Annotated in this window: 25 protein-coding genes; 4 read left to right on the plus strand and 21 right to left on the minus strand. The window is 46.7% G+C overall.

Annotation, left to right across the window (positions count from 1 at the left end):
- Positions 1-58: 58 nt before the first annotated feature.
- The 18 genes from pseC to B152_RS0113295 all read right to left on the minus strand — a co-directional run bounded on the left by pseC (position 59) and on the right by B152_RS0113295 (position 16,941).
- On the minus strand, positions 59-1,249 hold the full coding sequence (pseC, locus tag B152_RS0113210) for a UDP-4-amino-4,6-dideoxy-N-acetyl-beta-L-altrosamine transaminase (RefSeq protein WP_020592901.1): 1,191 nt from the start codon (positions 1,247-1,249) through the stop codon (positions 59-61).
- Entirely contained in the window at positions 1,246-2,244 is a 999-nt protein-coding gene (gene pseB / locus B152_RS0113215; protein ID WP_020592902.1) for a UDP-N-acetylglucosamine 4,6-dehydratase (inverting), read from the minus strand. The genes pseC and pseB overlap by 4 nt, the downstream gene beginning before the upstream one ends.
- Positions 2,245-2,303: 59 nt before the next feature.
- A complete protein-coding gene (locus B152_RS0113220; RefSeq protein ID WP_020592903.1) occupies positions 2,304-3,197 on the minus strand; it encodes an SDR family oxidoreductase in 894 nt (297 codons plus the stop codon).
- Between the two features lie 320 nt (positions 3,198-3,517).
- Entirely contained in the window at positions 3,518-4,216 is a 699-nt protein-coding gene (locus B152_RS0113225) for a WbqC family protein (protein WP_020592904.1), read from the minus strand.
- Positions 4,217-4,241: 25 nt separating this feature from the next.
- Entirely contained in the window at positions 4,242-5,138 is an 897-nt protein-coding gene (locus B152_RS0113230; protein WP_020592905.1) for a glycoside hydrolase family protein, read from the minus strand.
- A 22-nt stretch (positions 5,139-5,160) separates the two neighbouring features.
- Complete coding sequence (locus tag B152_RS0113235) at positions 5,161-5,793, minus strand: class I SAM-dependent methyltransferase (RefSeq protein ID WP_020592906.1); 633 nt, start codon at positions 5,791-5,793, stop codon at positions 5,161-5,163.
- Entirely contained in the window at positions 5,790-6,491 is a 702-nt protein-coding gene (locus tag B152_RS23705) for an acetyltransferase (RefSeq protein ID WP_020592907.1), read from the minus strand. Before B152_RS23705 ends, B152_RS0113235 begins: the two co-directional genes overlap by 4 nt.
- A gap of 2 nt (positions 6,492-6,493) precedes the next feature.
- Positions 6,494-7,570 carry a pseudaminic acid synthase gene (gene pseI / locus B152_RS0113245; protein WP_020592908.1) on the minus strand — a complete coding sequence of 359 codons (1,077 nt, stop codon included), beginning with the start codon at positions 7,568-7,570 and terminating at the stop codon, positions 6,494-6,496.
- Between the two features lie 26 nt (positions 7,571-7,596).
- Positions 7,597-8,634, minus strand: coding sequence for an aminoglycoside phosphotransferase/kinase family protein (locus B152_RS0113250; protein WP_020592909.1), 1,038 nt, complete (start codon positions 8,632-8,634; stop codon positions 7,597-7,599).
- A gap of 24 nt (positions 8,635-8,658) precedes the next feature.
- Entirely contained in the window at positions 8,659-9,447 is a 789-nt protein-coding gene (locus tag B152_RS0113255; RefSeq protein ID WP_020592910.1) for an SDR family NAD(P)-dependent oxidoreductase, read from the minus strand.
- A complete protein-coding gene (locus tag B152_RS0113260) occupies positions 9,444-10,106 on the minus strand; it encodes a hypothetical protein (RefSeq protein WP_020592911.1) in 663 nt (220 codons plus the stop codon). The genes B152_RS0113255 and B152_RS0113260 overlap by 4 nt, the downstream gene beginning before the upstream one ends.
- A 52-nt stretch (positions 10,107-10,158) precedes the next feature.
- Positions 10,159-11,097 carry a hypothetical protein gene (locus B152_RS0113265; protein WP_020592912.1) on the minus strand — a complete coding sequence of 313 codons (939 nt, stop codon included), beginning with the start codon at positions 11,095-11,097 and terminating at the stop codon, positions 10,159-10,161.
- Between the two features lie 129 nt (positions 11,098-11,226).
- Entirely contained in the window at positions 11,227-13,035 is a 1,809-nt protein-coding gene (locus B152_RS0113270; protein ID WP_020592913.1) for an ABC transporter ATP-binding protein, read from the minus strand.
- A complete protein-coding gene (locus B152_RS0113275; RefSeq protein WP_020592914.1) occupies positions 13,035-14,159 on the minus strand; it encodes a DegT/DnrJ/EryC1/StrS family aminotransferase in 1,125 nt (374 codons plus the stop codon). Before B152_RS0113275 ends, B152_RS0113270 begins: the two co-directional genes overlap by 1 nt.
- Positions 14,156-14,752, minus strand: coding sequence for an acyltransferase (locus B152_RS23710; protein WP_033406395.1), 597 nt, complete (start codon positions 14,750-14,752; stop codon positions 14,156-14,158). Before B152_RS23710 ends, B152_RS0113275 begins: the two co-directional genes overlap by 4 nt.
- Before the next feature lie 13 nt (positions 14,753-14,765).
- Positions 14,766-15,707: a Gfo/Idh/MocA family oxidoreductase gene (locus tag B152_RS0113285; protein ID WP_020592916.1), complete on the minus strand. Its 942-nt coding sequence runs from the start codon at positions 15,705-15,707 to the stop codon at positions 14,766-14,768.
- A 119-nt stretch (positions 15,708-15,826) separates the two neighbouring features.
- On the minus strand, positions 15,827-16,318 hold the full coding sequence (gene nusG, locus B152_RS0113290) for a transcription termination/antitermination protein NusG (protein ID WP_020592917.1): 492 nt from the start codon (positions 16,316-16,318) through the stop codon (positions 15,827-15,829).
- Positions 16,315-16,941 carry a helix-turn-helix domain-containing protein gene (locus B152_RS0113295; RefSeq protein ID WP_020592918.1) on the minus strand — a complete coding sequence of 209 codons (627 nt, stop codon included), beginning with the start codon at positions 16,939-16,941 and terminating at the stop codon, positions 16,315-16,317. The genes nusG and B152_RS0113295 overlap by 4 nt, the downstream gene beginning before the upstream one ends.
- Positions 16,942-17,180: 239 nt before the next feature.
- On the opposite strand from B152_RS0113295, the gene asnB reads away from it, so the two are divergent.
- Complete coding sequence (gene asnB, locus B152_RS0113300) at positions 17,181-19,139, plus strand: asparagine synthase (glutamine-hydrolyzing) (protein WP_020592919.1); 1,959 nt, start codon at positions 17,181-17,183, stop codon at positions 19,137-19,139.
- A gap of 53 nt (positions 19,140-19,192) precedes the next feature.
- Here asnB and B152_RS0113305 read toward each other — a convergent pair whose 3' ends face one another.
- Positions 19,193-20,020, minus strand: a complete 828-nt coding sequence (locus B152_RS0113305) for a pyrroline-5-carboxylate reductase dimerization domain-containing protein (RefSeq protein ID WP_169337426.1) — start codon at positions 20,018-20,020, stop codon at positions 19,193-19,195.
- A gap of 295 nt (positions 20,021-20,315) precedes the next feature.
- On the opposite strand from B152_RS0113305, the gene B152_RS0113315 reads away from it, so the two are divergent.
- Positions 20,316-21,704, plus strand: a complete 1,389-nt coding sequence (locus tag B152_RS0113315; protein WP_020592922.1) for a dipeptidase — start codon at positions 20,316-20,318, stop codon at positions 21,702-21,704.
- A gap of 97 nt (positions 21,705-21,801) precedes the next feature.
- Here the strand turns inward: B152_RS0113315 and B152_RS0113320 are convergent, their stop codons facing one another.
- Entirely contained in the window at positions 21,802-22,809 is a 1,008-nt protein-coding gene (locus B152_RS0113320; protein ID WP_020592923.1) for a YeiH family protein, read from the minus strand.
- Between the two features lie 101 nt (positions 22,810-22,910).
- Positions 22,911-23,192 (minus strand): DUF6356 family protein, encoded by a 282-nt coding sequence (locus B152_RS0113325; RefSeq protein ID WP_020592924.1) that lies wholly within the window; start codon positions 23,190-23,192, stop codon positions 22,911-22,913.
- Positions 23,193-23,319: 127 nt separating this feature from the next.
- Between B152_RS0113325 and B152_RS0113330 the strand changes: the two genes are divergently transcribed.
- Both B152_RS0113330 and B152_RS0113335 read left to right on the plus strand, forming a co-directional pair.
- A complete protein-coding gene (locus B152_RS0113330) occupies positions 23,320-23,784 on the plus strand; it encodes an Lrp/AsnC family transcriptional regulator (RefSeq protein WP_020592925.1) in 465 nt (154 codons plus the stop codon).
- Between the two features lie 99 nt (positions 23,785-23,883).
- A complete protein-coding gene (locus B152_RS0113335; protein ID WP_020592926.1) occupies positions 23,884-25,185 on the plus strand; it encodes an NAD(P)/FAD-dependent oxidoreductase in 1,302 nt (433 codons plus the stop codon).
- Positions 25,186-25,197: the final 12 nt, after the last annotated feature.

Here is a 25,197-nt window from a genome sequence, read left to right on the forward strand (position 1 = left end):
ATCGGGAAGTTGGCGGGATAAGGGCTTGGAGCGTCAAGCCTAGGTCTTATAGGTCAACCTACACTGATATAATTTTCTTAAGGGATTCAATAACGTGTCTGACTTCCTGATCTTGTAGATCTTGGAAAATTGGGATTGAGAGACAACTTTGGTAATAGGATTCTGTCACAGGGAAATCTAGCACGGAAAATGGAGACAGCTCTTTGTAATAAGGCTGTCGGTAAATCGGAATATAGTGAATTTGTGTACCAATTTTGAACTGGTACAGTTTTTTCACAATCTCAAGTCGTGTTAAGCCAATTTTCTCGAGCGCAATATTTACCGTATAGAGATGGTGTCCCGAGCGCCTGCGAAAGGCCTCAGAAGTTTGGTTGGCCTTTATGAAGGGAAGAGCGGAAAAAGCTTCGTCGTATTGCCGAGCAATGTTTTTTCGTGTTTCTATGAAACGATCGAGCTTTGCTAGTTGACTGAGGCCCAGTGCAGCTTGAATGTCTGTCAAGCGGTAGTTGAAGCCGAGGTGCTGTTGTTCGTAATACCACGGCAGGCGATCATCACCTTCAAATGCTTCGTCTGGATCGAGATATTGAGGATCTCGCTCAATGCCATGTGTTCGGAAGAGGCGCAATTTGTGGGCGAGATCATCGTCGTTGGTTGTGACGACTCCTCCTTCACCTGTGGTGATGGGTTTCACGGGATGAAAGGAGAAGACACACATGTCAGAGTACTTTCCACACCCGACGGGGGAGCCGCACTCATATCGAGCGCCTAATGCATGAGAGGCATCTTCAATAACTATTCTGTCGCCAGAGATTTTCCTGATCTTCTGCATATCTGCAGGCAAACCTGCGAAATGAACCGGCATGACCACAGAAATTTCAGGATCATCCTCCAAAGAAAGCTGGAGTTCCTTAAAAGAGATATTGAGGGTTTCTGCGTCAATATCGACCAGCTTAACCGCAGCGCCGCAATAGCGCATAGCATTTGCCGAGGCGACAAAGGTAAGAGGAGATGTAATTCCCTTTTTTCCTGGCTCCAAGCCCGCAGCGATGCAGGCAATATGCAGTCCGGCGGTCGCGCTGGACACCGCAATTGCGTGTTTTGCACCCACATAGTCGGAGATGGCTCGTTCGAAGCGTTCTACCGTCGGACCTTGTGTGATCAAATCACCTTTTAAAACTGATACTACAGCTTGGATATCGTCATCTTCGACCAAGTGACGTCCATAGTTGAGAGGCCTGGAGACTGTCAATCTATTACCGCTTTAAGTTGTTCTGCACTGTACCACTCACCATTGTTGTCGCTTGAATAGGCGAAATCCTCAGCGACAGGGACGCCGAGTTCGTTCTCGTATTTGTTAGCAACTTGATCAACCCAATTGTGGTGAGCGGGTTGGATGACATAAAAGTCTTTATATTCGCGTGTGTTTCGTGCTTCGTCGCTTGGAATCATAATTTCGTGGAGCTTTTCGCCGGGGCGAATTCCGATGATTTCCTGTTCGCACTCTGGTGCAACTGCCGATGCCAGATCTGTAATTTTCATGGACGGTATTTTGGGAATAAAGACCTCGCCCCCCCTCATGAGATCCACGCATTTTTCAACAAAGGCAGCACCTTCGGCTAGCGTTAACCAGAAACGTGTCATGCGAGGATCAGTGATTGGTAGCTTACCAGTCGAACGGCGCTCTTTGAAGAAGGGAATCACGCTTCCACGCGAGCCAACAACATTCCCATAGCGAACAACAGAGAAAATCGGTCCGCCAATCGGTGAAAGGTTATTGCCGGCAACAAAGAGCTTGTCAGAGCAGAGCTTTGTGGCCCCATAGAGGTTCATTGGATTCACGGCTTTATCGGTAGAAAGGGCAATAACACGCTTCACACCAGTATCAATGGCGGCATTGATGATGTTTTCGGCTCCGATTACGTTGGTCTTAATACACTCAATCGGGTTATATTCTGCCGCAGGGACTTGCTTCAGCGCTGCTGCGTGGATCACAATATCGATGCCATTGAGAGCGCGCCTCAAGCGATCTTCGTCGCGTACGTCACCAATGAAGTATCGTAAGTTTGGATGGCTAATTTTCTCAGCCATCTCATATTGTTTCAGTTCATCTCTGGAGAATACAACGATACGCTTTGGTGAATAATTTTTAATAAGCTTATGGATAAACGCTGTCCCAAAGGAACCAGTACCTCCAGTTATAAGAATGGAACTATTATTTAAAATATGAGTTTGTCCTGTACTCATTGTACTTGATCCTTATCTAATTTTTCTATGCAATTTTTGAGAAAATACAAATTTCTATTTCATAGCAGTGTTTTTAAGCTTATACTCAGAGACGGCATCTCTCTTCCCAGAAAACGACTAACCTTCTTTGAACTTAACGACATGTCCCTTGGGCGAGGCGCGACTAAACCTGCGTCCTTGGTCAATGCCGCATGTAACCGAGTTTTGTCAATCTCTAGCAAATCCGCTAACCGACTAGCAAACTCATATTTTGATACACGGTCTGATCCGACAACGTTATAGACTCCCTTTGCCTCTCTCTCAATCAAATCCGTAATGGCTTGGCAAAGATGATCTGTGGAGATTGGAGTGAAAAAGGAATCAACGAACCCATTAAGGGGTTCTCCACTCGTCAAACAGTTGATCATCCAATCTGAGAATGAGGGCCGCCAGGGAAGGCCGGGGCCAAAGAAGTTGGTACGGATGATCAGGCTTTCAGGATTAAAAGAGAGGCTCTGCTGCTCACCTTCCCATTTTGTGCGTGCGTAGGCGTTTAATGGTGTCGGAGGAGTGCCTTCTTTTATAAAAGGCCTTGTCCCGTCCCAAAGATGGTCTGTTGAAATATATACGAATTTGGCATTTTTTTGGCGTGCTTCACGCGCCAGAGCCCCAGATACCTCTGCATGGAGCTTGCGTGCATATGGCTCGTTGTTTTCGCAAAAATCAACGTTAGTCAGCCCTGCACCATGCAAAATGACATCAAATCTCTCTCTAGATAGATAGGTGGAAAGAGCTGCAGGTTGCAGAAGATCCAGTTGAACTGATACAGAATTCGTTTCAACTGGTGTGTGTGTGTTGATAATGCCAACAGTGTTGGCGCCTTGCTTATTTAAATGCTTAACAAGGTGGTGCCCAAGAAGGCCACTTGCCCCGGTTACCAGCCATCGAGACGGTCGGTGGGAGAACTTTGTCATCGTTTTCTCCTGAAGCAACGCTCAAGATCTCTCGTAAATAAAATGCTAATATTTATAACGAAGACTAATTTTATCAATTGAATAGCCATTATTTTTGAACATAGGTGCTTTAGTTTTTTCTCTGAACTTGTGGACAATATAATGACTTGCAACTATTATTTTACTACCTTTTTTCTCTATTAGGATGAGCTGGGATGACCAGTATTGTAGCCAATGAGAAGGCTCTGCATAATTGGGGAGTAGTAGATTGCTACATGAATTTTCTCATTGGCGAAAGAAAAGGAACGCTTTCTCCTGGGAGTTCAGAAACAAAGCGGATGTTAAATGAGGAGTCCAGCTCTCATGATTTTTCCACTATCTGTTCCCTCATTCATTAAAAGATCCAAAGCGGAGAGATGGCTTTCGAAGGCTCCATAGAGTTGGTGATATATTGGATGCTGGTATTGGAAATAGCTATAGGGTACTAAGGCCTCTTCGAAATATGAAGACTGCTCAAGGTAGTCTTTTGAACCCGGTGCTGATAGATAGTGATCAGCTCCAACTTCTATAGAAATCTGTGCAAGCAGTTCTGCTTTCTTTCCTTTGGCATTTAATTGGCTCGCGCAAACAATTTCAGTCCGAATATCCAAGAGTGACATTATCTTATGGATGATGGCGATATTGAGCTTGCAGAGAGATTGATAATCTGCAGTCAGAATTTCTTCTATCTTCGGAAATATCTCATTGAAGGCTCGTGCTTTCTTATAATTATGTTGGAGGCTTTTTAAAAAGGTATGGGAAAAATTACCATACTCGTTGAGCTGGACCTCATTGATGAGTTGATTATAGAGACCTTTTGTCTTCGTGGGGACAGATACAAGCTGAATACCATTTGCGGATTTGAGTTTATTTCGATTTTGCCATGAGCGCTTATCGTATTGGACATTGTCAAGAAAGACAAAGCAATCAACCGCTTCAATCATTGCAAAGTACCCAACCCATGGCAAAAAGGTTGGCTGCATTATAGCAACTTGTTTCATTGTTTATACTTTATAAAATATTGGATCAGGCTTCTATTGCGACACAAATTCCTTCATAACCGTAATTATTTCCATTGTAAAACATGACCTTTCCTTGAGAACTCTTTAATACGATCATGTATTCCATCATATGGCTATCATGACCTATACCCGAAGAACCGATAGCACATATTGCATCGTTGCGCGTCCAGTTAATTCCATCTTGAGAAGTCGCGTGCCCTGGTTGATATGCTTTCCCCTTGTGAGAAAACCACATTTCCCATTCTTTACCGTTGTGAAAGACGTATGGGCGTGCGAGCGAGGTTTCATTTTGATTTTTAAAGTTAACTGCCACCTTACCTTCGCGATGCCAATTAAGCCCATCATCTGATGTTGCAATTTGGATGTTGTATCGGGGCAGGTCAGGGGTTATCCACTCGACGCCACCAACATAATACATAAGCCAGCCATTTTCCGATTTGATTACCCAAGGGGCAGTGTTTATCAAAGGATTCACTCTACTGCGTCCAATTATTGGTGCCTCTGACCAGCGCTCGAACGTTTTGCCATTGTCAGAGCTAATCGCAACTCCACCAAAGAGATCCATTCGAGTGGTTCCCCCTGGTTTAAATCCTATGTAGTATAGTAGTTTTTCTGTGCCGTTGCTTGTGACGCAAGATGGCAATACACCGTTATCATCGAAGCAGCCTAATCGGCCGGGCTTGAGAATGGGGTCAGAGGAGTATTCAAGAATTATACTTGGTGCAGTAATATCAATGATAACGTAGCCTATATGTGATTGGTTTTGTTGATTTCGGCTACCAAAGTAAATTTTATAGACATCTCCAGTTAAGTTTTCTGGAGTTGGAAGCATCGCATGAGACTGTGCCCACCACATTTTTTTGTTTGGTGTAATGAGAAGGCCGAGTTTTTCCCAAGCCATTGTCGTTTCCTTGATAGATTATTTAACGATAGACGTAGCAAGTTGTTTCGTAGAGCCCGTAGTCATTGCGGATAATAAAGTTGCGAGAGATTGTATTCTCGACGATTTTTGCTATGTCATCTAGCTTCGGGTGGAAAAGTCCTTCACCTTCCCAATCTACATAATTTGACATAACATTGAAGGCGAGGCCAAGGCGTATTTTTCTTGAAAGTCTTTGAAGAACTTGTTCAAGATAGAGGCACATCTGGTTATAGCCTAGATCATTACTACGAGTAAAAACACCGTTTATGATGATGTAGTCAAACTCGGGTAAGACGTTTTCATCTTCTAGTATGTCGATGCAATAAAATTCAGTATTGGGATAAAGCTCTCTGCATTTTTCTATATAAGCAGGGGAGAGATCAAGCCCGCAGTATCTAATGTGCATGGCGTTATTTTGCTGAAGATAGGCTTTGAATGCTCCGAGGCCACAGCCAAAATCGAGCAAAGAAACTTCATCTTCCTGATGGGCTGGGATCAAATCAGCCATAACTTTGTAACGCTTTTCGGCGGCTTCCTTGGATCCCCAATTGACAGCTGCATGGCCGGTTCCATGTTGCTTCAGGCAATTTTCGTAAAAGGAGACAATCTCTAGGTACTGTTTCTCACGAGTCACTGTTTGATCCCGAAATAAGAGCGCTTTATTGTGCGAGAGAGGCGATGATCTGGCCCATGGATACTAGCGCTTTCCTGAACGGCGACGCTGCCCTCGATCATGTTTTTCGTTACATTTGCTCCCATGGAGATGACGCAGTCATCACCCACTTTCGTAAAGTCTTTCAGAGTTGCGTTTACGCCGATGAAGCAGCGTTTCCCAATTTCACAATGCCCTGATATCACGACGTGGGACGCAATATAACTGTGATCAAGAATTTGAGTTCCGTGCCCGATATGGTTTCCCGACCAGATCATGACATTGTCGCCAATCTTAACTTGTGGCTGGATTGTCTGATTCTCGAGTATGAAGCAGTTCTCCCCAACCTGAAGGTCATCCCAAAAAACGGATTTTGTACAAATGTAGGATGCGAGCTTGTAGCCTGCCTCCTTGAGCTGTTGGAATTTTTCCTGCCGCCTTTGATTGAGCAGGGTATAGGAGACTGCGACATGGGCATCAAATTCCGCTGGAGGATATTCCCGAATAAGTTGTGAAAAGGTAATGACTGGCAAGCCTTCAAGGCTACCTGATGATTTTTGGTCATCGTCCACACAGAAGGCGATTACTTCTCTTACCCCATCCTGAGTGAAGTAAAATCGTGCTAGTGTTGCAAATTCACCCGCCCCGAATATGACCAGTTTTTTTTGATTTCTAGACATTCTTATTCCTTATTACCCCATTGGGTATCCTCAAGAAATACTGGTGCGTTTTGAGGAATGTCTCTTGTAGCCACTCGACCGGTCAGAGAACCAAGGTGTTTCGCGCAAGCGCCTTTAGGGCCCCGGATTGAGCGTATATTTTGATAAGAGAGAATTTCGCCCTTAGCAATGTTTCTTGTCGTGTAGATCACCCGATTGAAGCGTGGGTTACTTTTTTCTGCCTGAGTCTGCCCGTAGGTACTGGTGCCCATTATTTTGTGAGCAAGGTTGCAACGTTGTACCAGCTCCGAAAATTCGCTTACTGTAAGAGAGAATGCCGCGTCAACGCTTGTGGTGTCGTCCTCTGCTTTTACATGTTTTTCAATGACCGTAGCGCCTGCGGCAATTGCGAGTTCTGCTACGTGATGCTTTTCGCTGTGATCTGACAGACCGATTGGGCAATCGAGACGTTCTTCGAGGACTTTTATGCGGGAGAGATTAGAATCTTCAGTCGGAGCAGGGTAGGCGCTGATACAGTGCAGAAAGCAGTAATTGGTTGCACCGAGTGATTTTATGAAGGCCTGTGTTTCCAAAATATCAGTAAGAGAAGCTGCTCCGGTGGAAACGATAAATGGTTTTCCAGTTTGGACAACATATTCGATTAGGGACCAATCGAGAAGCTCTGGTGAAGCAATCTTGTAAGCTGGAGCATCAAACCTTTCCAACAAATCCACCGCCGCGTGGTCAAACGGAGAAGAGAAAACAGTGATGCCCAATTTCTTCCCGTGTTCAAAGATTGGGCCGAACCAATCCCAAGGAGTGTGAGCCTTTTCATAGAGATCATAGAGATACTGGCCGTCCCACAAACCGCCTTCAATAAAAAAGTCCGGCGAGCGAACATTGAGAGTCAAGCTGTCGGCAGTGTATGTCTGAAACTTGATAGCATTTGCACCGGTTTTAGAGACCTCAGTCATAAGCTTTAGAACGTGATCTAAGTTATCAGCGTGATTCCCTGAGACTTCTGCGATGATGTAAGGAGCACTTCCATCGCCGATCGTATAGCCGTCAATTTTACATGTGTTTAGGGATGTCTCAGTCATTGGAGCTGTCCAAAGAGTAAAGAGAGTTAAGATCGTTCTTTTTTATCAATGAAGTAAAGTCCTTCGCCGACATTGCGCATAATGAGCGGTAGAAATGAGTTCCATCGCCGATCCTGATGCATCTTGTTCACATTAATAACGTTCCAAATTCTTCTTAAAAGCTCTGAAAGGCCCAGAAGAAGCGTATTGGTGTAAGGTAGTTCAAGTTTGTCGCACACTGCGAAGATTTGTTGCTGGACAGTCGAGAAACCAACGCCATTGGCCACGCTTTGGCGTCCCATTTTTATCAGTGAAAAGCCGATGAAGGCTTCGGCATTACATTGCCTGAATGATTCCCAATCCACAATTGCCGCAATGGAATTTTTGTGACATAGCACGTTGTGTGGGTGCAAGTCGATGTGAAAGGGGCTCAAAGTGGGGGGCCGACCGATGTCAGCTTGGAGTACACGATCGCAGGCTTGAATGACAATCTCATTCCAGTTTTGCGAAAGGATCTCTGGACCAAGAGGGCCTGTAATTGCGAAAAGCGCTTCGGTTGTAGAAAAGTCCTCCAGTAAAGTCTGTGCAATATCCTTTCCGTTAAGTGATTGCTCGGAAAGATCTTCAGCCTTCATCGTTGCAAGTGTGGAGCGGAGCGTTATCAGTGTTTTACAGTATGAAATCAGTTCGCCGAGCGAGCCTTGGAACTGCTTCCCTTCGGCAAAGTTCTGCAGGATCCAAACATCATTCCCGTCTACAGTGAGGAACTCTTTGCGTGAGTTTCTCAAAAGAGAAGGGAAGAGTGTGTCGTTAATCTTCGCAATTTCATTGGTAAAGACTGCTTGCCTCTCAAGAGGCTTAATGTCTGGTGCTGTCTTTTTTTTAGCAACAACAATACTGTTCTCGGTTTCTATTCTTAAATTGGCAGAATTTATCCCGCCGCCATCACAGGGCGTAATATTTTGGACGGCGCCAAGGTGAGGATAAAAATTACTGACGAGCTCAGCGATATGATCCCCGGAAATAGGAGCGCTCTGGCCTGAATTTTGAGGAGCCGAGAAAAAATCTGAGGTAAAGAGCTTCATGTCGCCGTTTCATTCACTATTGAGTTACAGCCCTTTGGACAAACAGCCATCGATTTTGTGGGTTAGGCCGCTGATATAGGCAGCTTGTTCGGAGCATAGATATGTGACTAGGCTCCCAATTTCCTCTCCGGATGAGAACCGCTTCATGGGCAGATTGCTTTGCGCTCTTTCCAGCGCGGCTTCGAACGTGATGTCGTCACTCTCGGCTTGTAGGCCTATCAGGTAATTGGCTCTGTCCGTCAGAACTGCGCTTGGTAGCACGGTGTTGATTGTGATGCCCTCAGCAGCGACTTGTCCTGCAACAGCCTTGTTGAAAGCTGCGACACCGGCCCGGTAAGTTGCTGAAATCACCATGCCTGCAGAGGGTTCTTCTGATAGTATGGAGGTGATGGAAATGATGCGTCCCCACTGATTGCGCTGCATAATTGGCAGCACTGCCTTCGTCGCTTCAACGACTGACATTAAAGTCAAAGACCAACCTGCTTGCCAATCGTGAGATGTAGTTGCCTCCAAGGTGCCTGGTGCAGGGCCACTGGCGTTATTGATCAAGATGTCAATACGCCCAAACAATTCCAAAGCTTCCTGGATCAAAGAGGGGATCTTTGAGTGTTCAGAAATATCAAACGTAATATGTCTGATTTCTTGGTTTGTATTCTCTCGAATTTTTTGTGCAGCATTTTCCAGTTTTGCCTCATTCCTAGATACTAGAATGACGTTGGCGCCTTCTTCTGCAAGAGATTTTGCAATGGAATATCCGATCCCGGCACTGGAGCCAATTACGAGCGCGACCTTATTGCCTAGTAGCAGATTCATGGTTGATATCCTGTAATTTTAGCATTATGGATCAGTGCACTTAGATAGTCCACGGCCTGTGGAAGCTTATTGTGCGCCATGGGGACAATATACTCTTCGATTTCTTGAAGGTAGTTATCTCTAATTTCGCTAACCTGATTTAGGCACAAGATATGTATATTGTCCATTTTGTCTACAATTTTGACTTGGGCGACTTTATCCGGTTCTGTCAAAATATTCTGGTAGTAGCTGGCTAGGTAGTGAGGATTTCTTTGGAGGGCGCGATCCACATTTAAGGCGTTAACTGCATTAGAGGTCGACGGATAGGCTGTGTCAATTTCTGCTAAGATTGAGCTGGCTTCTTTGGATCCAACTTCAATCAAGTTGTGGCAGAGTGCTAGGACAATACTCTCCGCTGTGGTGTTGTCACTAAAGCGTATCAAAAGTGAGGCTGTCCTAATAGGATGTAGTAGATAGGCAGCCTTGGTTAATCCTGGATGATTGTAATCTAGAGAGCAGATGAGTTCCCACGTTTTTGAAATTTCGGTTTTATCTACATTTGGTAATTGATGAATAAGCTGTTTGAAGCGGGTTTGCACGCCTTCTGAAGTCCCGCTTCTCATGTCTAGAATACGGGCTTGCCGAGCTGTCCTGATTTCTACATCGTATCTGGATGGCATAGGTAGATACCTTTTATGCGATTAAGGTGTTTCCCATTGACGAAGAGTTTAGTCAGGCAAACTTTTCAAGGTGGAGAATAATCCTGTTTGCGCCTTTACCATCAATGGTTTGTTGGGGTTGGAGAGGGTGCAGCGAGGACAATTGCATTTTTACGATTTCTGACAGGCAGGTTTTCCAGCCGTTTTTGCTGGTGTTGACAAGCGGCATGATTCCTTCGTCTTCGAATGGTTTCGTGTTCTCTGCAATTTCGTCCTTTATAAGGGCAATCGTTGGTACGCCGATCGCTGCTGTCTCATAACGTGTGAGGCCGTATCCGCAGAGAACCAAGCGGCTGTACGCCAATACTTCGAGGAAGTTGGGAGGATTAACCAAAACAGTTGTCTCGAGCGAAATTTGAGATGCCACATTTTTGATAGGATTTATTCGGTCTTTAGAGAACAGGCGTGTTACGATGATTTCAATTTTTTCTATGAAAGAGAAGTCCTGTGCGTTTGTTACGAGAAGGTATTCAAGTAGGGCTTCTGTAAAGTAGTCTGGGTCACTTCCGCCCATTGTGATTAGGAGCTTGCCTGATTTTTCCCCTTTGTATTTGTGTAATAGGACTTCTGGCGGCAATACGGCATATTGTCCGCCATTCAACCAGTGCTCGCAATTTCTGGCAGTTTTTGATCCCTCACTCATTACATAGGGAGATATTAAGATTTCGGGCATTTCTTCTGGTGGGCGGTGGTAGATCTCCTGCCCTAAGCCATCGATGAGTATTGTTTTAATATTATTCTTGTTCAGAGTCTTGACCAGGCTATGCAGTGGTGCTGGGTTTTGCATGGTGATATGGTCGCAAAGATCTAGAACAAGGAAATGATGGGGGTGGCAATAAGTGCTGAGCGCTGAAAATGAGAACTGTTCGCCTGAAACAAAGTGGTAGTTGAGTTTGTTTTCAATCAAGGCCTTGGTCGCTATTTCCTGACTAATTAGCAGAAGAAAATTCACGTGGTGACCTCGTTCCTGAGCCAGTCTGGCTAGTACAAGAGAGCGCTGAAAATGTCCCATGCCAATGGCAGTGGAAAGACTACAGCAGAAGTGTATCACGAGATTTGTCATTGAAGTACGCCGTTAAGGTCACCTGGAGAGAGAAGTCACGCCCCCATCACTAGCCAATCGTTGGAACTCCGAGTTCCTGTTTATCAATTCTGAAAAGCTGCCAATATCAAGAATTTTCCCATCGCCCATAAAGACAATCTTGTCGAAGTTCCGAACGGCACCCAACCTGTGAGTTACAAAAATCAATGTTCTTGCCTGATTATGCGCGAGCAATTCATTTATGATAAATTTTTCGGTGTTAGCGTCTAGTGCAGAGGTCGCTTCGTCAAAAATCAAGAGCTTTGGTTGTGCATAAAGTGCCCGTGCAACGCCGATGCGCTGTGCTTGCCCTCCTGAAAGTCGAGCTCCTTCTTCTCCAACAATGGTGTTAAGGCCTTCAGGTAGTGATGCTAAGAAATCTTCGAGACCAGCTTGATAGATCACTTTGTGAACAGCGGCTTCGTTAATTTCAGATTCTGGTAGCCCTAATGCTATATTCTGCCGAATTGAGCTGTCTATAAGATAGATTTTTTGAGGTACATATCCGACAATCTTGCGCCATTCAGAGAGGTTGGTAAAAATATTACTTTGGTCGCAGAGGATTTCCCCGGTTTGTGGCTGGTGGAAGCCTAAGAGCAGGTCAATTAATGTTGATTTTCCTGCCCCAGAAGCGCCAACAATCGCGACACTCTCTCCTTTGGTAATGGAAAAGTTAATGTCTCTGAGTTGCCCTTTTGCTTGGTCGGGGTGGCTGTAGCACACAGAATTTAGGTTCAATTTTTCGTCATAGCTGTATTTTTCCGCAGTCGCGGGTGACCGCGACGAAGGTATGGCTTCTTTTAATGCGACTTCCTCGGATAGGCAGTCAATTGCAGCGGATCCAATTCGCAATTGTTGCGCTGATACCAATATGCGATTGGTTGATGAGGCAATACGCAGGCTTGCTGCTCCCAAAAGTGCAAGTGTTGCGATTACTTCTCCAGAAGAACGGTGGGAAGAGAGCGTCAGGACTATTGAGCCTAGCGTCACTGCAATCAGAATTTCTAGAATATATCGTGGAAAAGCTTGATAAAGCCTTTGCTCTGCATAAAGCTTTGATAGCTTTCTTGTGTGTTGATCTACAACGTTAATTACGTAGTCTTGTCTATCAAAGATATGCAGCTCTTTGATCGCACCGTAGCCTTGTCTGATCCATGTAAGTTGGTTAACGTTTTCATCCTGTACAATTTTGCCTAATAGTCCGACTCTCTTGTGCAAAAGCAGGTATAAGCATAAACCTCCACCACCAAGAATGGAAAATGCAATTCCGGATGATAATGGGTCTGTTACAATAAGGATACAGAGTGCAAGAACAAGTGTAACGAATTCAACTATAAACGCAGTTGCTGGAAGAAGGATGAGGGCTACAATTTGTTTACTCAAAGAATAGACATTTCTGATCAGTTCAGACGAGTTCCGGTTTCTGATATATGAGTAAGGGGCATGAAGATGTGCAGAAAAGAGTGAGGAGGCTAAAGAGGTTTCGAAGCGTGCTAGTGTCTTGTTCTGCCAGTGAAAAACGAAGATAGATCCTAAATTTTTTAGAATAATCAGTGCGAAAATAATAATGGCGAGAATCACAGCTATTTCTTCACTACTCTTAAGGGGAAAAATTCGGAAGATATTTTGGAGTAGTGGGTTCGCAGGTTCATTTGCATCTTCTAGAAGAAGAAGAACCAAAGGGAAAATTAATCCCAATCCCATAATTTCCAGAAAAGATAAGATGACTCCTGATAATATCATTAAAGGTGTCAAGCGTCTGGTTCTATGGTCGAGGAGGTAGAGAAGGTTTATAATTTTGTCTTTCATTAAGAATGACATGCTTTCTCAAGAAGTTGGCAGATTAGGCCCTGATTTTTTTGGGTCAGGTATGGACACATAGGAAGGCTGAATACGAGGTGCGAAAGCTTTTGAGATATGTAGAGTCCTAAAGGATCTATGGGATAGTCCCTGTATGCTTGAAGTTTATTTAGTGGTGTCGGATAATAAACAGCTGTGGGGACGCCTTTTCTTAATAATCGATCTCTAATTCTGTCGCGGTTTGTGCTGCATATAGTGTACTGTGCCCATGCAGATTTGATTGTGATTGGGATGTCTTGCTTTTTTATGGGTTTAGGGAGTCTTTCAGAGTAATAATCTGAAATTTTTTGGCGGGCTTCGATCTCTTCTGGAAGGATTTTAAGCTTTTCTATTAGAATGGCTGCCTGTAGCGTATCTAGGCGGCTGTTCATGCCAATCCGTATATTATCGTACTTATTTTTTCCTTTGCCATGAATACGTAAAGATTTGATACTTTCGGCAATTTCAGCATTATCGGTCAGGACTGCACCACCGTCACCATATGCGCCCAACGGTTTACTGGGGAAGAAGCTCGTTGTTGTTATGTCTGCCATCGTGCCGACTTGTTTGCTGCCGCGAGCACCACCAATACTTTGAGCTGCATCAGCTATTACAAAAAGATTGTTTTCTTTTGCGATAATTTGAATTGTTTCGTAATCAGGAACGGAGCCGAAGAGGTCTACAGCTATTATACCGCGTGGCCGAAGGCCTCGGGTTTGGGCGTCGAGAATTGAACGTTTTAAGCTCGTCTGGTCCAATAAAAATGATTTTTCATCGACGTCAACGAAGTATGGTACAGCTCCTAAAAGAGCTACCGCTTCTGCGGTGGCCGCAAAAGTAAAGGCTGGTACGAAAATAACATCATTCGGCCGAATATCCATAGCCATCAGTGCGAGAGAAAGTGCATCGGTTCCATTTGCACAGCTTATGGCGTAGTGTGCGCCTGTGTATTTTTCTAACGCGATCTCGAATTCACGGACTTCGGGGCCCATAATAAATTGGCCGTGATGTATTACTTTCTGAATTGCAGCTTCTATTGCGCCATTTAATTTCAAACGTTGCGCATCTAGGTTGATAAAGGAGATGTTTTTCATATTGACACTTCTGTAGAAACTTCTTTGACCACAAGATTGCCGTCAAGGGTCTCCTCATATTCTGTTCTGTCAATTGGACATACGAGATCATCGTGGAGCTTTGATCCAGCTTTACTCATCCAACCGATCCGCTTTGCTGGGACGCCGGCCATCAAGGCAAATGGTTTGACGTTCTTTGTCACAACCGCACCAGCGGCAATAAAACTGTATTCCCCAAGTTCATGGCCACATACAATCGTCGCATTTGCTCCTATTGTAACGCCTCTGCGAACAGTAGTATCCAAGAACTCGTCCTTGCGTTCTACTTCCGCCCTCGGATTATTGACGTTAGTAAAAACACAAGACGGTCCACAAAACACACCGTCTTCGATTGTAATTCCTTTGTAGATACTTACATTATTTTGAATTTTACAATTATCTCCAATTTTTACAGACGGTCCAATCATAACATTCTGTCCAAAAGTACAATTTTTCCCGATCGTTACATCGCCAAGAATGTGGCTGAAATGCCATATTCTTGTACCTTCGCCAATGTTAACATTGGCATCAATGTATGAACTTTCGTGAATATAGATTGATGATGGGGCTGGCATGTTTTGGGGTCTTTTAGATATGTGAGTATGTGAGAGGATGGAGTTCACCAAGATGGGGGGTGATTGGCAGTGATCGGATTGTTGATACAAGCTCAATGGATGTTTGAGCTTCTTCCAAACCAAAGCCACCACCTTCAAGGATGTGTGTGTAGCTATCCGTGTGAAGATTAGTAAAGCCCCCCGAAAACTCTATTTCCTCACCATTAATGGTAATTGACCTAAAGGTGGGCTGCTGCCCCCTAACTTGGTGGGGTAAATCTGCTTGGTCTACTGACAAGAACCATCGGACCCGTGCTTGTTTGAACTCAAGGTGCCCAGCAGCACGCTCTCCTGTTCGAATATGAACATGATTTTGTTGTAGCGGGCCAAATATGAAGCCAAGCATATCGTAAAAATGTACACCTATATTTGTTGCAATTCCACCAGATTTCTCGTCAGCGCCTTTCCAAGAAACATGATACCACTTTCCTCTAGATGTAATATAGCTGAGGTCAACATCATAGATCTCGTTTGGGTTGGCAGCGACTTTTTCTTTTAAGGCAATAATGGCAGGGTGGAGACGCAACTGTAAGATGGAATAAATCTTGCGGTCTGTTTGTTTCTCGATCTCTCGTAAGCCGTCTATATTCCATGGGTTTAATACTAAGGGCTTCTCGCATATAGCGTGAGCACCAGATCTCAGCGCAAAACGACAATGGGCATCATGCAAGTAATTGGGTGAACAAATGCTCACATAATCAACACAATCCCCACGTCTTCTTAACTTGTCTATATGTCGATCAAATCTCTCAAATTCTGTAAAAAAACGAGCTTGTGGAAAGTAGCTATCAATAATGCCTACGCTATCGCTGGGATCCAGTGCGGCGATCAAGTTATTTTCTGTTTCTTTGATGGCTTTCATGTGGCGCGGAGCGATATATCCAGCTGCACCAATCAGGGCAAATGTTTGTGTCATTTAAAAGGATGCTTCATAGAAGTTATATTTCGTGTTGTTCATGCTCGATATCTTCATGCTACCGCACTTCGGGTGAATTACTATTCTGCCCGGTTATCTTTGCTGCCAACATTTGCTGCCTAGGTAGCAGGTGTTACATTGAGGCGTGAGGTCGTTGCAGTAACTTCTCTACCAAGTAAATCCAATAAGATGCTAATTCGTTCTTTGTCAATCATTTGTGATAGGGTCCCGATTACATTTGCAAATGGGCCGGTTAGAAATTTCACTTTGGTGCCTATTCGCAAATCTGGGTCTGCATGCTCTGGGTTGTTACTTGTATCTTTTAAGTAGGAAACAAATTGATCGGGTAGACTCGGCAGATGGTTGCCATTCGCAACAAGGCGGCGAACGCCAAAAGTGTTGTTTATAGGACTCCAACTGTCAATTGTCACATCTAGTGCTACAAATATATATCCAGGGAATAGGGGCTTTTTGACGATGTCAATTTTCCTGGCATGTTTGCGGGACTTCATGAAGTAAGGCAAAAACACCTGATATCCTTGCCGGGCAAGGTTTATTTCAGCTCTGATTTCTTGATTAGCTTGAGTGTTGACCACGTACCACTTTTTCATGAGTTTTCCTTGCCCAAGATATCAGGAGAATGGACGCGGAGAAAATCCGGAACAATTAATTGAGCGTTGACCTTAAGTCGGCGGGCTTTCTCGAAAGTTGCCTGAGGTTCATCTGAATCTGTGAGAACAAGAGCATCGTATGCGGTGGCTTCATCCAGTGTTTTTAGTACAACTAAGTTTCCAATAGCCTCGCGCCGAGATTTTGCATCAATGATGGCAATTAGTTCAACTTTTGAATCCCAAGCCGCCATAATGGCTATTTCTGCCAACTCTCCTGCGCCAAGCAATATGATTCTATTTTGGCCGCGAATATGAGCTTGTTCGAATATTTCAACATATTGTCTACGGGCATTTTTGAAAAACCCGAGTGAGCTGTCCAGATATTCCACAACGAGTCGACTTTTTTCACTAAAACCTCTCGGTGTCAGGTAGTAAGCAAATCTTTTGTAAGGGGCCGATTTTGCTTTGACATAACCCTTGTTGATGGCTCGTTTTAAAAGGGCGTTTGTAAAGCCGATCGAAACCCCGATACGTTTTGACAAGGTCATCTGTGACATAACTTCGCCTTCCTCAAGAGAGTGAAGAAATTCGATGTCTGTTTTGATGTCCGACTTAGGTGGCATACGGGTACTTCCTAGTAGAATATAGATTCAATCTATCGACATTTTTTGAACGGGTCAACTTTCGTTCATGCTGTGAACGTCACAATTTGAACGAAAGTTGCCTTTTTAGTGGAAAACAGCTACTTATAAAGTATTCTTAGAATGGCTCGATAGCTATAATGTGTTTGGCCTAGTGATCTGAATTTATGGGTAAGTTACCTCTATAAAAGTGAGGTGATAGGCTATCAGGAGTATACCCCATGTGTGGCATTGCCGGGTTTCTAGAAAACGCCGCGGATCGTAGTGACGAAGGCCTGTCCCGACTGGCAATGGCGATGGCAAATGCAATGTTGCACCGGGGGCCGGATAGTGGTGATTCCTGGGCGGAAGCATCAACCGGTATCGCCTTGTCGCATCGGCGGCTGGCTATCGTTGATCTAACTTCGGCTGGGGCGCAGCCGATGGTTTCTGCCTGTGGTCGGTATGTACTTACCTATAATGGTGAAATTTATAATCATGCCGATATTCGTCCCGAATTGGAAGAGAGCGGTATAAAATTCCGCGGACACTCTGATACAGAGGTTATTCTTGAAGGTTGTGTCCGTTGGGGAGTGAAGGCCACAACCCAGAAACTGATTGGTATGTTTGCCTTTGCTTTGTGGGATCGCCAGGAAAGGCGGTTGACGGTTGTTCGTGATCGCTTGGGGATCAAGCCCCTCTATTGGGCCCAGACTTCAAAAAACTTTCTGTTTGGATCTGAGTTGAAAGCTTTGCGGGTGCATCCTGACTGTCCCGGTGAAATCAACCGTGATGCGGTTGCTGGATATCTTCGACACAATTATATCGGTGGAGTTACGAGCATCTATCAAGGGATCAATAAGCTTGAACCCGGGTGGATGTTAAGTGTAAGCGCAGGTAAAGAGCCTGTACTGGAACGTTATTGGTGGCTGGATGATGTTGTCTCAGAAGCCCAAGCCGCTCCCTTCACAGGGAGTGATGGAGAAGCGGTTGAGGCGCTTCATGACCTTTTGCTGGATGCCACAGGGCGGAGAATGATGGCCGATGTACCGTTGGGTGCATTTCTTTCTGGCGGAATAGATTCATCTACAGTTGTTGCTTTGATGCAGGCCCAGAACGATCGCCCAGTTCGGACCTTTTCGATTGGCTTTAATGAAGAAGGTTATAATGAGGCCAAGCATGCCGCTGAAGTGGCCCGCCATTTGAAAACTGATCATACAGAGCTTCTTGTTTTGCCTTCGGAAGCACGGGATGTCATCCCGCAACTTCCATTCTATTTTGATGAACCTTTTTCTGATTCCTCACAGATACCTACGTATCTTGTTTCTAAAATGACCCGAGAGCACGTTACCGTTGCCTTGTCAGGGGATGGGGGCGATGAATTGTTTGGTGGTTATACTCGGTATTTCACAGCGGAAAAATACGGGAGGACCTTATTTGGGCAACCCCGGGCTGTTAGGAATATCGAAGCTGGAATCATTCGGAGCTTGTCGCCAACGGCATGGGATCAATTAAGCAAGGTTTTGCCGGAAAATCACCGCCCAACTCTTTTTGGCGACAAGCTTTACAAACTGGCAAATGTGTTGACTGGAGAGAAAGATGATTTTTACCGCAGCTTGATCAGTCATTGGCATGAGCCGGATGAGCTGGTGATCGGCGGGAAAGAACCAAAAGGTCTTGTCTGGGATATTGCAGTCCAGACAAAAATTCCCAACTTCATTGACCGGATGCAGTATCTCGACACCATGACCTATCTGCCTGATGATATTTTGACCAAGGTGGATCGTGCTTCTATGGCTGTCTCTCTCGAGGCCCGGGTTCCTCTGCTGGATCACAGGGTTGTAGATTTTGCCTGGAGGCTTCCCCGCCACATGAAGATCCGAAACGGACAGGGGAAATGGTTGTTGCGACAGGTTCTTTACAAGTATGTCCCAAAAGAAATGGTCGAACGCCCCAAAATGGGCTTTGGCGTGCCGATCGATGCCTGGTTACGTGGGCCGCTCCGCGAATGGGCCGAAGAGTTATTGTCTCCTGCGGCTCTACAAAATACGGGACTGCTGGAGTCAGCTCCGATCCAACAAAAATGGCACGAGCATCTTTCTGGACGTAGGAACTGGCAGTACCTTTTGTGGGATGTTTTGATGCTTCAGGCCTGGTATCAGGCAAACGCCAAACCTGTTGCGCTACAACAATACGCGTAGAGACCTATTGGTTTACTTTAGGAGGGCTGAAGAGTTTGGAGCCAGTAAAGTTCCTATAATTTCTCCCAAACGCCCTCCATCGCGCTGGCCCAGGCTTTGATACCATTATCTTTGCGGAGCTGTTCGAGGCCGTCGAGGGTGAAGGTGCCGGGGGTGGCTATGCCCTGGGTGATACTTTGCAGTTTCTCGTCTTTTTTGAACAGGGCATAGGCGGTAGCTCCGCGGATGTTGTGTAGGATCATCTCGCGGGCTTTATCCTTGGGGAGGCCCTTGGCTGTCATCCAGTCCGTCATTTCGCCAAAGAACTCGTAGAGCCAGCCGTTCATGCAGGAGGCGGCTAGAGCGAGATCGAACTGTTTCTCATTTTCGAGGGAGACAGGCGTGCCGGTGAAGCGGGCCAGGGCCTCAACAAGAGGATGCGGCGGGAAAACCGGGGTGACTCCTTCACCTGCTTCAATTGAGCAGACCGGGATCATGCGAACGAGCTGATCAGGCAAAGCCCCTGCGTCGCGGTGCTGTTCCAGTGAGATGCCCGCAATTGCCGAGATTATAATCTGATCTGGCCGGAAGGTGAGGGCCTCCAGGAGATCTGCCAGATGCTGGGGGCGAACCGAAAGCAGCAGCATGCCAGAGCGGTCAACCACTTCCTGATTGGTTTTGGCAATAAGGCAGTCATGCTTTTTGGCCAGAGCGCGCGCGATTTCTGCATTGCGGGGTGACAGGATGATCTGACCTGTAAAACCACCACGACGCAGCCCTGCTATTGTATAAGAAGCAAAATGCCCAACGCCCAATACGCCCAATACTGGTAGGGCAAGGCTCTGTTCCTGGCTGCTTTCTGGAGTTGGCGGTTGTATGTTTGATGAGGTCGAGTTTGTCATGGCCGGCCTTAAAGACGTCAGGGGGAACATTGGGCGAGTGGAGCTGCAGTCTATAGTTCTTTTGTCTTCGGGCACCAGTCTTGATTTGGGCAGATAAAAAACACACCACGATCCAGATGACAGGCAGAATAGTAAACACATGTTGCCTATCCGAGTTAGGTTCTGCTAGCGTGTATCCTCAATTCCCGATCTGCAGATTTGTCCCCTTTTCAGGATAGCTTTCGCGCTTGAACTGAGCAGTTCTGCTTCGGCGGGAGGCAAATAAAAATAACCAAAAAAACGTAAGGAGCTCAGTATGAGTGCTCTGGAGCAGGTGCTCTCTCATGTCGACAATCACTTGGAAGAGAGTATCAAGAGACTTTTTGATCTTGTCCGGATCGAGAGTATTTCTACGGACCCGGCCTACAAAGCGGAATGTCTCAGGGCAGCCCAGTGGCTGGAGCGGGAACTGAAAAGCCTGCAATTTGATGCGTCGGTTCGCCCAACACCAGGGCACCCGATGGTGGTGGCGCATACGCCAGACCAGACCGAGGGGCCACATGTTCTGTTTTATGGTCACTATGATGTGCAACCCGTCGATCCGCTCGACCTGTGGGATGAACCCCCGTTCGAGCCCTATATTTCCGAACAACCTGATGGCTCGAAACAGCTCAAGGGACGGGGTACTTCAGATGACAAGGGCCAGCTGCTGACATTCGTCGAGGCCTGTCGTGCTTGGCGGGCAGTGACGGGCAAGCTGCCGTTGAATGCTTCTATCCTGTTTGAGGGAGAAGAGGAAACCGGAAGTCCGAGCCTGGATGCTTTTCTGGCGGGAAACAAGGATGAGCTGCGCGCGGATCTGGCGCTGGTTTGTGATACGACCATGTGGGATCGTGATACACCGGCGATTACGGTTCAGCTTCGTGGAATGATGAAAGAGAACCTGGTGATCAAGGCTGCAAGCCGGGATCTGCATTCCGGTGCTTATGGTTCTTCGGCGCGCAATCCTATCCATGTTTTGTCCAAAATCCTGGCTGATCTCCGTGACGATAAGGGACGGGTGCAGATTCCCGGATTTTACGACGGAGTGGAAGAGCTCTCGCCGGAGATGAAAAAACAGTGGGACAGTCTTGGTTTTGACGGAGCAGCTTATCTGAAGGAAATTGGTCTATCCATACCAGCCGGGGAAGAAGGCTATACTGTTCTTGAGCAATTGACCGCGCGGCCAACCTGTGAAGTCAACGGTATCTGGGGTGGTTATAATGGGCAGGGCTCAAAGACGGTAATTCCTGCTGAAGCCAATGCGAAATTAACATTCCGTCTTGTTGGCAAGCAGGAACCTGCAAAAATCCGTGCGGCCTTCCGGGCCTTTGTCGAGGCACGCCTGCCTGCTGACTGCAGTGTCGTGTATGAATCTGTTGGCGGCGAGTTCGGCCCCTTGAGCGTGGATACCGATATGCCCTTTATGCAGAAGGTCAAGCAGGCACTGTCTGATGAATGGCAGAAAGAGGCCGCCTTGATCGGATCTGGCGGCTCCATCCCCATTACCACGGAATTCCGCCGGGTCCTGGATATGGAAACACTGCTGGTTGGTTTTGCCTTGGACGATGACCGGATCCACAGCCCGAATGAAAAATATGATCTGAAATCCTTTCACAAGGGCATTCGCTCCTGGGTACGGATTATCGAGGCATTGTCACGTTAAGACTTATGCCTCAGTGAGTTTTGTTGAGTTTTACAATACAAAGGAGCGGACGTTTATCCCGCTCCTTTGTTGTTTCTGCTGGCGGTCTATTCAATTGTTAGCGGAGAAAAAAGACGCTGGCGATAATCAATCCGGCGATAATGAAGGTTTCGATAACGACCAGGAACAGAGCCTGATGGCCAATTTTCAGAACATCACGCAGAGATGTCTTGAGGCCAACTGCGGCTATGGCGGTGACAAGACACCAGCGGGAAAGTTCTGAGAGACCGCTGATAATCAGATCCGGCAGCAGGCCCGTAGAGCGCAGTCCGGTAAAAAAGACAAAACCAATCAGGAAGAGTGGCGGAAGATAGGTGGAAGCTTTGGCCGGGCCGGCCTGTCTGAAGATGGCGGTGACGAGCAGGGCAATAGGTATGAGCAGGGCTACACGGAATAGTTTGGCAACGGTGGCGGCATCTCCGGCTTCTGGTGAGATGGAATAACCTGCTCCAACAACCTGGGCGACATCATGGATGGTGCCTCCCAGGAAAAATCCGGCTTCTGTGTCGGACATGCCCAGCCAGAGAGCAACAGGGGGATAGAGGACCATGGCGATGGTGCTGAGTGTGGTTACTGCGACCACAGCAAAAAGCGTGGTCCGTTCAGAGTCTTCAGAACTGGGCATTGCAGCAGAGATGGCCAGGGCAGCGGAAGCACCACAAATCGCCGTTGCTCCCCCGGTTAACAGGCCGAAGCGTTTGTTGAAACCAAAAAAACCGGCAAGGAGAACGCCCGCAATAATTGTAACCACCACAGCCAGAACCAAAATCAGGGCTGGGTTTAGTCCCAGCTGGACGATCTGCTCGAAGCCAATCCTGATCCCGAGAAGAGCAACTCCGATACGTAAAATCGATCGGCTGGTGTAATCAATTCCTGCTTTTGCCGATGAACCTTCAATCAGAGAGTTCAGGCTCATGCCCAGAAGCAGCGCGTAGAGCAAGGTTGGCCCACCGTGATGATCGGAGATAAAGGTGGCGGCAAAAGCGAGCACCAGAGCCAGTATTATTCCGGGAATTCTGCCTGTGATCAGGGGGAAACGGGCGGCGCCGGAGGCAAGAAAGGGCATGGCTTACTCTGATGACAAGGTGGGTTGAATAGAAATCCGGAATTGGCGCGAGTATAGTCGCCTAGGGTGGAAAAGATCTATTCAATAGTGAGAGGAATGCTTCATTCAGAAGTGTTCTGAATGCCAAGAGACGAAAATTTTTTGCTTTCGGCCTCTTTCGGCTGGTGCCGCTGACGATTTTTTACCATCCGGTCATGAAGCTTCTCGACCAGGCGGCTTCCGGTCTTTTCAAAAGCTCCGGGAATGAGAGCGTGGCAGAGACAAACTAAACAGCCAAGCCCGAGGTGAAAGGAAAAATAAAGCGCCTGCCCCATGTGTTCCAGATAGCTTTCATGGACGGAGAGAGGGTGATTGATGAATAGTCTGTTCCACAAGCTGATCATTACAAGGTCCCTGTTTTCTTTTGTTGTTGTCTCCTGATTTTATAACTTGATGGCAAAGAAGTGTTTTCTCATTGTATTATAATAATAACCTATAATTTGGGATAATTTCACAATAAATGAGGATTGTATGAAGCTTGATGCCACGGATCGCCGTATCCTGAAAGAGTTGCAACGAGACGCCGGGCGACCTGCATCAGAGATTGCTGAGATCGTTAATCTGTCGACCAATGCCTGTTGGCGCCGGATCAAGATCCTGCAGGAAGAGGGCATTATCCGAAAACAGGTGGCGCTGGTGGATGCCGAGAAGGTTGATATGGGTTTGACCGTTTTTGTTGAGATCCGGACAGCTCAACATGATGAGGCCTGGCTGGAACGCTTTTCGAAAGGGGTCAGCCAGATTGATGAAGTGGTTGAATTTCACCGCCTCAACGGCAATGTTGATTATCTGCTGAAAATTATTGTCTCAAGCATTGCCGATTACGACCGGGTCTATAAAAAAATTATCCGTACAGTACCGCTCCACGATGTGACGTCCTATTTTTCCATGGAACGGATCAAGGAAACGACAGAAATTCCGCTGGACAAAAGATAGTCGTTTCCAGGACCAGATTTCCCTTCCTCTCCCCCTTGGCCCGTGGCAGCATGCGACCACTTCGTCCCGCATAGTGCCTTCCCTGATGAGAGTAGAGAAATGACTGGATCAAAGTCTTTTACACATCGTCCTTACTGGTGGGCCGACCCCCGCTTTGAGCCAGACCGTTTTTCTGAAAAAGGAACACCGCCTGCCCAGACCGATGTAGTTGTTGTCGGGGCCGGGTACACAGGCTTATCCGCAGCTTTAACGCTGGCACGGGCAGGGCGCTCTGTGGTGGTTCTGGATGCGGAGCGACCGGGATGGGGGTGTTCGGCACGCAATGGCGGCCTGTTGGGGCCGAGCTTTCACAAACTTGGTCTAGAGGGCCTGTCCCAGGCCTACGGGACCGAGAAAGCCCGGGCTATTATGCTGGAAAGCATGGAGAGCATGCATTCGCTGGTTTCCTTTATCCGGGATGAGAAAATTGATTGTGAACTGAATATGGCAGGCCGTTTTCGCGGTGTTGCCCATCCAGGACATTATGATTCCCTGGCCCGTCAGGTTGAAGGCCTGCAGAAAGATCTGGGGCTAAATGCATACATGGTTTCGAAGGCAGACCAGCATCAGGAAATCGGCTCTGACCTCTATCATGGAGGGGCTGTGTACGAGGATGACGGGACTCTGCAGCCGGGACTTCTGGTTCAGGGGTTACTTGAGCGGGCTGTCGCGGCAGGTGCAAAAGTGTACGGAAAACAGGCGGTGTTGGATATCAGCGGTCAGGCTGGTGCGCTGGAAGTCCGTACTGCCAGCCAGGTGGTTAAAGCCAGAAATGTGGTTGTGGCGACTAACGGGTATACCTCCAAAAGTTTGACATGGTTTCGGCGCCGCTTGATTCCGATCCGTTCGGCCATCATTGCAACCGAGGCTTTGGGGGAGGAAAAAATTCGCGCACTATCTCCTAAGTTAAGGGGCCATGGAGATACGCATCGGCTGGTGTTCTATTACCGTCCCTCGGCCGACGGTCGACGGATGATTTTTGGTGGGCGGGCGCAATCCCTTAAAGAAAACCCAGCTGAATACGTTAACTACCTGCGTAAATCCATGCGGCGGGTTTTCCCCCAGCTTGGAGAGGCATCTGTTGAATATGGCTGGTCGGGTGTTGTGGCTTATACCTTTGATCACGCGCCCCATGTCGGTGAGGTGGAGGGAGTTCACTACGCGATTGGATACTGTGGTTCAGGAGTCGGGCGCGCAGTGTATTTTGGACGGAAAGTGGCACTTAAAATTCTTGGCGATGACGAGGGACGAACGGCACTGGACGATCTCGCGTTCAATAGCCGCCCGCTCTATACTGGTAATCCCTGGTTTATGCCTTTTATGATTCGCTGGCATGATTTTGCAGACCGGATGGGGTGGTAGCTTGCCTCTTTT

Origin of the sequence: Kiloniella laminariae DSM 19542 (assembly GCF_000374005.1) — a bacterium.
In the GTDB taxonomy this organism is placed as follows: Bacteria; Pseudomonadota; Alphaproteobacteria; order Kiloniellales; family Kiloniellaceae; genus Kiloniella; species Kiloniella laminariae.